At 71.4% G+C, this 8,241-nt stretch carries 8 protein-coding genes; 7 read left to right on the plus strand and 1 reads right to left on the minus strand.

The features are described from left to right. The first annotated feature begins 12 nt into the window (after positions 1–12). Positions 13–372, plus strand: coding sequence for a chorismate mutase (locus tag HQQ78_RS15515; RefSeq protein WP_123570871.1), 360 nt, complete (start codon positions 13–15; stop codon positions 370–372). Beyond that, on the plus strand, positions 369–1,430 hold the full coding sequence (locus HQQ78_RS15520; RefSeq protein ID WP_173154688.1) for a beta-propeller fold lactonase family protein: 1,062 nt from the start codon (positions 369–371) through the stop codon (positions 1,428–1,430). Before HQQ78_RS15515 ends, HQQ78_RS15520 begins: the two co-directional genes overlap by 4 nt. A 21-nt stretch (positions 1,431–1,451) precedes the next feature. On the opposite strand, the gene HQQ78_RS15525 is transcribed toward HQQ78_RS15520, so the two are convergent. Beyond that, positions 1,452–2,018: a TetR/AcrR family transcriptional regulator gene (locus tag HQQ78_RS15525; protein ID WP_199736284.1), complete on the minus strand. Its 567-nt coding sequence runs from the start codon at positions 2,016–2,018 to the stop codon at positions 1,452–1,454. A 140-nt stretch (positions 2,019–2,158) separates the two neighbouring features. Between HQQ78_RS15525 and HQQ78_RS15530 the strand changes: the two genes are divergently transcribed. From HQQ78_RS15530 to HQQ78_RS15550, 5 genes are all read left to right on the plus strand, one after another. Then, the gene (locus HQQ78_RS15530; protein WP_173154691.1) at positions 2,159–3,703 is read left to right on the plus strand and encodes an MFS transporter; all 1,545 of its coding nucleotides are present in this window, start codon (positions 2,159–2,161) and stop codon (positions 3,701–3,703) included. 116 nt (positions 3,704–3,819) lie between these two features. Beyond that, on the plus strand, positions 3,820–4,905 hold the full coding sequence (locus HQQ78_RS15535; protein ID WP_055978277.1) for a 3-isopropylmalate dehydrogenase: 1,086 nt from the start codon (positions 3,820–3,822) through the stop codon (positions 4,903–4,905). Between the two features lie 8 nt (positions 4,906–4,913). After that, on the plus strand, positions 4,914–6,047 hold the full coding sequence (locus tag HQQ78_RS15540; protein ID WP_173154694.1) for a branched-chain amino acid aminotransferase: 1,134 nt from the start codon (positions 4,914–4,916) through the stop codon (positions 6,045–6,047). Beyond that, on the plus strand, positions 6,044–6,814 hold the full coding sequence (locus HQQ78_RS15545) for a fumarylacetoacetate hydrolase family protein (RefSeq protein ID WP_123570867.1): 771 nt from the start codon (positions 6,044–6,046) through the stop codon (positions 6,812–6,814). Before HQQ78_RS15540 ends, HQQ78_RS15545 begins: the two co-directional genes overlap by 4 nt. A 9-nt stretch (positions 6,815–6,823) precedes the next feature. Continuing rightward, positions 6,824–7,840, plus strand: coding sequence for a putative sulfate exporter family transporter (locus tag HQQ78_RS15550; RefSeq protein ID WP_173154697.1), 1,017 nt, complete (start codon positions 6,824–6,826; stop codon positions 7,838–7,840). Positions 7,841–8,241 lie beyond the last annotated feature (401 nt).

The raw sequence follows: 8,241 nt of genomic DNA on the forward strand, positions 1-8,241 counted from the left end.
TAGGGTCGGTGCATGGCACTCGACAGTCCTCTCGGGGCGGACAGCCCCCTCAGCTCGGCCGACCAGGGCGCGATCGACGAACTCTCGGGCATCCGCCAGAGCATCGACAACATCGACGCCGCCCTCGTCCACATGCTCGCCGAGCGGTTCAAGTACACGCAGTCGGTCGGCCTGCTCAAGGCGGCGGCGGGCATGCCGGCGAGCGATCCCGAACGTGAGCGCGTGCAGATCCAGCGCCTGCGTCGCCTGGCAGAAGAGGCCCGGCTCGACCCGGCCTTCGCCGAGTCCTTCCTGAACTTCATCGTCGCCGAGGTGATCCACCACCACGAGCGCATCGCCGCCGGCGACGACCCCACCGCCGGCCGCGCATGAGCGACCTCGGCCCGTCCGGTCCCCAGCGTCTCTACGTCGGTTCGTACACCGCGGTCAGCGGTGGCCACGGCCTCGGCATCACCGTCCTCGAGCGGTCGAGGGCCGACGGTCGCTGGCAGGCCGGGCAGGTCGTCGAGGCCGACGACCCGTCGTTCCTCGTCGTCACCGAAGGAGCCCTGCACGCGGTCGCCGAGACGAACGAGGGCCGCGTGCTGTCGTACACGATCGCCGCGGGCCGCCTGGTCGAGGCCGGCGTCGCGGCGTCCGGCGGTGCCTCGCCCTGCCACATCGCCCACGACCCGGCCTCGAACGCCCTGCTCGTCGCGAACTACGTCGGCGGCACCTTCGGCGTGCTCAGCTCCGAGGCCACCGACCCGGCACGCGTGACGGCGACCGTCGCGCTCCCGTCGGGTTCCGGCCCGGTCGCCGACCGCCAGGGCGGGCCGCACGCCCACCAGATCGTCGCGACCCCGTGGGGCACCCACCTGGTCAGCGACCTCGGCACCGACCGGCTGATCGAGGTCGCCGTCGACGTCGTCACGCTCGAACCGTCGATCGTCGGCGTGCACCCGATGCCCGCGGGCTCGGGCCCGCGGCACCTCGCCTTCCTCGGCGACGACCTGCTCGTCGTGGGCGAGCTCGACGCCCGTCTGTACGTCGTCCGGAGGCAGGGAGACGATCTCGTCATCCCGTACTCGGTGGCGGTCGTCGAGGGCGAGCCCAACGAGCGGGGAGACCTCCCGTCGCACCTGGCCGTCCACGGCTCGCGGGTCTACGTCGCCACGCGCGGCCGCGACACGATCAGCGTGCTCGAGACCTCGGTCGACGCCGAGGGCGGGTCCGACGGCGGCGAGCCCTCGCGGCTCCGCCTGGTCGGTCAGGTGCCGTGCGGCGGCGAGTGGCCGCGGCATTTCACCATCGCCGACGGCCTGCTCTACTGCGCCAACCAGGGTTCCGACACCGTCTCGGTGCTGCCCGTCGACGAGGCCACCGGTCTGCCCGGGGCCCCCGTCGACCTGTTCACCCTCGGCAGCCCCGCCTGCATCGTCGCCGTCTGACCGGACCGCAGGAGGCGCGGGTCAGCGTCGCGGCACGAGCCGCTGCAGCACGGCGATGACGTCGTCGATCGACGTGTCGTGGCGCGGGTCGCCGCCCGAGTCCACCGGTGAGAAGGGCCGCGGCGTGAAGTAGAGCCCGTCGGAGACGAGCGACACCACCCGGGCGACCGCGGGGTCGCCGACGGCGTCGAGGACGACCTGGTGCCAGCGGGACTGCATGGCGGTGAGGGCCTCGAGTGCCCGGGGGTGGCGTCCGCTCGCCGCGAGGTTCGAGACGGCGGTGATGCAGCGGTCGAGCGGGTCGTCGGCCGGGATGGCCGCGGGTGACGAGGTGCGGACGAAGTAGTCCACGACGCCCTCCGGCGCGCTGGTCATCGCCGCGACGTCGTCGTCGAGCAGCGCGGTGAGGCGGTCGACGAGGGCGTCGACCAGCGCCTCGCGCGTGGGGAAGTGGTAGAGCAGGCCGCCTTTCGAGACCCCGGCCGCGGCGGCCACGGCATCGAAGGTCGCGGCGCGTTCGCCGTCGTCGACGACGAGCGTCTCGAACGTGTCGAGCATCGATTCCCGGGCTGACGGTCGAGGGCTCATTCTGTTACTGTACCGTCTGGACGGTGTAACTGTACCGTCCGGACGGTCGGCACCCGCGCCTCCTGCCCTCGTCGGGCCGCCGACGCCAGGCGGTGCGCGCACCGATCGACCCACCACTCCACCGACCGCGAGAGAACGCCATGCCCCGCCCCGCCACCGTCACCGCCACGACCCCGACCGGCGTCCCGCCGCGTGCCGGCCGACGACAGTGGGCCGCGTTGGTCGTGCTCATGCTGCCGGTGCTGCTCGTCTCGGTCGACAACACGGTGCTGAGCTTCGCCCTGCCCGAGATCTCGACCGCACTGCAGCCGAGCGCCGCGGGCCAGCTCTGGATCGTCGACGTCTACTCGCTCGTCCTCGCCGGCCTGCTCGTGGCCATGGGGTCGATGGGCGACCGGTTCGGCCGCCGCAAGCTGCTGCTGACCGGTGCGAGCGGATTCGCCGTGGTCTCGGTGCTCGCCGCGTTCTCCACGAGCGCCGAGCAGCTCATCACGGCACGAGCCGTGCTGGGCTTCTTCGGCGCGATGATCATGCCGGCGACCCTCTCGCTGCTGCGCAGCACCTTCCTCGACCGTGAGCAGCGCCGGCTCGCCATCGCCGTCTGGGCCTCGGGCTTCGCCGCCGGATCGGCCCTGGGCCCGATCGTCGGCGGCGTGCTCCTCGAGCACTTCGCCTGGGGCTCGGTGTTCCTCGTCGCGGTGCCCGTGCTCGTCCCCCTGCTGATCGCCGGCCCGCTGCTGCTCACCGAGAGCCGCGATCCAGCGCCGGGGCCCGCCGACCCGTTCTCGGTGCTGCTGTCGCTCGCGGCCATGGCGCCGGTCGTCGCGGCGATCAAGCTGCTCGCGACCGACGGCTTCGTCTGGCCCGTCGCCGCCCTGGCGGTGGTCGGCGTGGGCTCGGGCTGGCTGTTCGTCCGGCGTCAGCTCGCCCGCCCGCGTCCGCTGCTCGACGTGCGGCTCTTCACGAACCCGGTGTTCGCCGGATCGGTCCTGGTCAACCTGCTCGCCGTCGTGGCGCTCGTGGCCTTCCTGTTCTTCACGACCCAGCACCTGCAACTCGTCGTGGGGCTGCGGCCGTTGCAGGCCGCGCTGACGCTGGTGCCCGGTCTCGCGGTGATGATCCTGGCGGGCCTCGGCGTCGTGCGGGTCGTCCGGTGGCTCCGCCCGCGCACCATCGTCGCGATCGGCCTCGCCTCGGCCGCCCTCGCCTACGCGGCGGTCTTCGCCACCGGCGCCGGGGCCCCCGTGGTCGTGTTCGTCGTGGCCTTCGCCTTCGTCGGCCTGGGCGTCGGCGCGGCCGAGACGATCTCGAACGACCTGATCATCGCGGCCGTGCCCGCGAACCGGGCCGGGGCCGCCTCGGCGGTGTCCGAGACCGCCTACGAGGTCGGTGCCGTCCTCGGAACCGCCGTGCTCGGCAGCATGTTGACCGCCATCTACCGGGGTGCCCTGGTCGTGCCCGCCGGCGTGCCCACCGAGGCGGGCGAGGCGGCCCGCGAGACCCTGGGAGGCGCGGTGGCGGTCTCCGACGGGCTTCCCGAGTCGCTCGCGGGCCCCCTGCTGCACGCCGCCACCGCCGCCTTCGACCACGGTCTCGTCGCCACGGCCGGGGTCGGGGCACTGGTGATGGTCGCCGCGGTGGTGGTCGCCCTCACGACCCTCCGCCGCGCCTCCTCGGCCGACTGAGGCCCCGGGTCGTCCGGGCCACCCCGGCACGGGTGGCCCGAGCCGGCCGCGGGGCCCGCGCGGCCCACCTGCCCACTAGTAAAGTGTGGCGAGCCCCCCGAGACGCCAGGAGAACCATGCCCCGCACCGTCAGACTCGCCGCCATCCCCGGAGACGGCATCGGCCCCGAGGTGGTCGCGGAGGCCCTCAAGGTGCTCGAGGTCGCGGCCGGCGACGACGCGACGTTCGAGGTCACGACCTTCTCGCTGGGTGCGGCGCGCTACCTCGAGACGGGCGACATCCTGACCGACGACGACCTGACGGCCGTCGCGTCGCATGACGCGATCCTGCTCGGAGCGGTGGGCGGCGACCCCCGCGACCCGCGGCTGGCGGGCGGCATCATCGAGCGTGGCCTGTTGCTGAAGCTGCGCTTCGCCCTCGACCACTACGTCAACCTGCGGCCCACCAAGGTCCATCCCGGCGTCCCGTCGCCGCTCTCGGCGCCCGGCGAGGTCGACTTCGTCGTCGTCCGCGAGGGCACCGAGGGTCCCTACGTCGGCAACGGAGGCGCGCTGCGGCAGGGCACGCCACACGAGATCGCGAACGAGGTCAGCGTCAACACGGCGCACGGCGTCGAGCGCGTCGTGCGTTTCGCCTTCGAGAAGGCCCGCGGTCGTCGTGGGCACCTGACCCTCGTGCACAAGACCAACGTGCTCGTGTTCTCGGGCAGCCTCTGGCAGCGCACCGTCGACGCCGTGGCCGCCGAGTACCCCGACGTCGCCGTCGACTACCAGCACGTCGACGCGGCCACCATCCACCTCGTGGTCGACCCCTCCCGGTTCGACGTCATCGTCACCGACAACCTCTTCGGCGACATCCTCACCGACCTGGCCGGCGCCATCAGCGGCGGCATCGGGCTCGCGGCATCGGGCAACCTCAACCCCGACGGCGCTTTCCCGAGCATGTTCGAACCCGTGCACGGCTCCGCCCCCGACATCGCCGGTCAGCAGAAGGCCGACCCGACGGCGGCGATCCTCTCCGTCGCCCTCCTGCTCGACCACCTCGGCCTGCCCGACGCGGCCGCCCGCGTCACCCGGGCCGTCGACGCCGACATCGCCGACCGCGCCTCGCGTGACGCGTCCGTCCCCGCCCGCCGCACGGACGAGATCGGCACGGCGATCGCCGACCGCGTGCGCACCCTGTCCCCGTCTGCCTCCGCCTGAAGGGCATCATGACCACCACCGACAACGTCTCCGCCCCGACCGACGACTCGGCCGACTTCCCGCTGCAGTTCGAGCTGACGCCGTCCGAGACGGCACGCGACGACGCCGAACGCGAGACGATCCTCAGCGACCCCGGCTTCGGCAAGCACTTCACCGACCACATGGTGACCATCGAGTGGACCCTCGCCGACGGGTGGCACGCGGCGTCCGTCCACCCGTACGGCCCGCTGCAACTCGACCCCTCGGCGTCGGTGCTGCACTACGCGCAAGAGATCTTCGAGGGCATGAAGGCCTACCGGCACGCCGACGGTTCGGTCTGGTCGTTCCGGCCGGACGCCAACGGTCGCCGCCTGCAGCGCTCGGCCCGCCGACTCGCGCTGCCCGAGCTCAGCACCGACGACTTCGTCGAGTCGGTCCGCCAACTCGTGCGGGCCGATCTCGACTGGGTGCCGTCGGCCCCCGAGACGAGCCTGTACCTCCGGCCGTTCATGATCGCCACCGAGGCGTTCCTGGGGGTCCGGGCCGCCCACGAGGTGTCGTACCACGTGATCGCGAGTCCGGCCGGGGCCTACTTCAGCGGCGGCGTCTCTCCGGTCTCGATCTGGCTGACCACGAACTACGCCCGAGCAGGCAAAGGTGGCACGGGTGCGGCCAAGACCGGCGGCAACTACGCGTCGTCCCTGCTGCCGCAGCAGGAGGCCTACGAGAACGGCTGCCAGCAGGTGCTGTTCCTCGACTCGTCCGAGAGCAACTACATCGAAGAGCTCGGTGGGATGAACGTGGTGCTCGTCAAGAAGGACGGCACCCTCGTCACCCCCGACAGCGCCTCGATCCTCGAGGGCATCACGCGCGACTCGATCCTCGAGTTGGCCGAGGCCCGGGGCCACCGCGTCGAGCGTCGTCGCGTGACGATCGACGAGTGGCGTGACGGCGTCGAGTCCGGTGACATCGTCGAGGTCTTCGCGTGCGGCACGGCCGCCGTCGTCGTCCCCATCGCCGAACTCAAGGGCGAGGGCATCCACATCGGGTCGCCCGCCGCGTCCGGTGGAGAACTGACCATGTCCCTGCGCGAAGAGCTGACCGACATCCAGTACGGCCGCCGTCCCGATGTCCACGGCTGGATGACTAGGCTCGACGCGTGAAGATCGCCCGTTTCGCCACGCCCGGAGAAGACCCCCGCTACGGCATCGTCGACGAGCGCGAGCTCATCGTCCTCGCCGGTGATCCCATGTACAGCGGGTACGAGACGACGGGCGAGCGGGTCTCCCTGCGTCAGGCCAAGTTGCTCGCGCCGGTGATCCCGCGGTCCAAGGTCGTCGGAGTCGGCCTGAACTACCAGGACCACGCCGACGAGCTCGGCCAGTCCGCGCCCGAGGCGCCCATCCTGTTCCTCAAGCCCAACACGACGGTCATCGGTTTCGGCGACTCGATCCAGCTCCCGCCCGACGTCGGCCGGGTCGACTTCGAAGGCGAACTCGCCATCGTCATCGGGTCGATCGCCAAGCGCGTGAAGGCCGAGGACTACCAGGACGTGGTGTTCGGCTACACCGTCGCCAACGACGTCACGGCCCGCGACGTGCAGAACGCCGACGGCCAGTGGACCCGCGCGAAGGGCTACGACACCTTCCTGCCCCTCGGCCCCTACATCGAGAACGAATTCGACTGGACGGACGCCACCATCGAGACCCGGGTGGACGGCGAGGTCATGCAGCGCGAGTCGACGATGCAGATGATCCACAAGATCCCCGAGCTGATCGAGTACGTCACCGACGTCTTCACCCTCCTGCCGGGGGACGTCATCCTGACCGGCACGCCCGCCGGCATCGGTCCGTTCACGTCGGGCCAGACCGTCGAGGTCGCGATCTCGGGCCTCGGCTCGTTGATCAACCCCGCCAAGAACCGGGTCTAGGCCCGCCCGGTGAGCCCCGCCGCCGTCGACGCGCCGCCGCGCGCGAATCCGGTGCCGGGGCTCCTGCTGGCCGGGGTCGCCTACGGGGTGGCGTGGGGCCTGCACCTCGTGTTGCCGGCGGTCCCCGTCCTGACCTGGTGCGTCCTGCTCGGCATCGCGGCCGCCCAGGTCCGGCCCCTCCGCCCGGTGATCGACGGCAGCGGCAAGCCCGGACTGACCTTCGCCTCGAAGCGACTGTTGCGCATCGGCGTCGTGTTGCTCGGGCTCCAGCTCAGCCTCGTCGACGTCGCCGGACTCGGGTGGGCGACGGTCGTCGTCGTGATCGCGATCCTCGGGCTCACGTTCGCGGTCACCTACCTGCTCGGCCGATGGGCCCGGCTCCCCGGTGACCAAGCCCTCCTGCTCGCGGCCGGCTTCTCGATCTGCGGGGCGTCGGCGATCGGCGCGATGAGTGCCGTGACCCGCGATCGCGGCAAGGACGCCGCGACTCCCGTCGCTCTGGTCACGTTGTTCGGCACGGTCGCGATCGCCGTCCTGCCCCTGATCGGAGGGTGGGTCGGTCTGACCGACCTCGAGTTCGGCGCCTGGGTGGGGGCGAGCGTGCACGACGTCGGTCAGGTCGTCGCCACGGCGCAGACCGCCGGAGTGGCCGCACTCGCGATCGCGGTCATCGTCAAGCTCACGCGGGTCCTGATGCTCGCCCCGATCGTGGCGATCACGTCGACCGTGGTCCGCCGACGGGGTGCCGACGCCGGCGCCCGGCCGCCGATCGTGCCGTTGTTCGTCGTCGGCTTCGCCGTCGCGGTCGTCGTCCGGACGGTGATCCCGGTTCCGGAGGCGCTGCTCGCGACCGCGGGGACGGTCCAGTCGGTCCTGCTCGGGCTCGCACTCGTCGGCCTCGGGTCGGGCATCCGCCTCGAGCGCCTCGTCCGCACCGGGGGCCGCGCCTTCCTCGTGGGCCTGGCCTCGTGGATCGTCATCGCCTCGGTGTCCCTGGGCGCCGTGCTCGTGCTGCCCCTCGGGTAGCGGCGGCGTCCCCTCGGGACGTGGCGGGCGACACGCCCGGGATGCACGCAGTTTGGCCATACCCGTCGCGGGCTGCGTAAAGTAATCACTTGTCACCCCAAAGGTGCGGGCGGAGCGAAGCTTCCCCGGCCCTCAAGTGGGACCAACTTCCAAGTCCTCGAGTTGCTTCACAGCCTCGGACCAAGTGAGTTGCGAACACTGATCAAGATGATGTAGAGTTACGGCTCGTTCCGCAAGGGGCGTCGGCACGGTCTCGGCATAGTCGGTCAGTGCATAAGGTTACAGAACCGCTCAGGGCAAAGGTCTTTCAAGGCTGGGTCCCTGGTGCGTTTGGTCCTTGAGAACTCAACAGCGTGCACATTGTCAAATGCCAAATTATACCCTGGCATTGCTTGTGGCTT

It is taken from the genome of Frigoribacterium sp. VKM Ac-2859 (genome assembly GCF_013204925.1).
Classification (GTDB): Bacteria; Actinomycetota; Actinomycetes; order Actinomycetales; family Microbacteriaceae; genus Frigoribacterium.

Coding starts and splice junctions, on each gene's coding strand:
- HQQ78_RS15515 (WP_123570871.1), top strand. CDS start 13: ATGGCACTCGACAGTCCTCTCGGGGCGGACAGCCCCCTCAGCTCGGCC.
- HQQ78_RS15535 (WP_055978277.1), top strand. CDS start 3,820: ATGCCCCGCACCGTCAGACTCGCCGCCATCCCCGGAGACGGCATCGGC.
- HQQ78_RS15525 (WP_199736284.1), bottom strand. CDS start 2,018: ATGAGCCCTCGACCGTCAGCCCGGGAATCGATGCTCGACACGTTCGAG.
- HQQ78_RS15540 (WP_173154694.1), top strand. CDS start 4,914: ATGACCACCACCGACAACGTCTCCGCCCCGACCGACGACTCGGCCGAC.
- HQQ78_RS15520 (WP_173154688.1), top strand. CDS start 369: ATGAGCGACCTCGGCCCGTCCGGTCCCCAGCGTCTCTACGTCGGTTCG.
- HQQ78_RS15530 (WP_173154691.1), top strand. CDS start 2,159: ATGCCCCGCCCCGCCACCGTCACCGCCACGACCCCGACCGGCGTCCCG.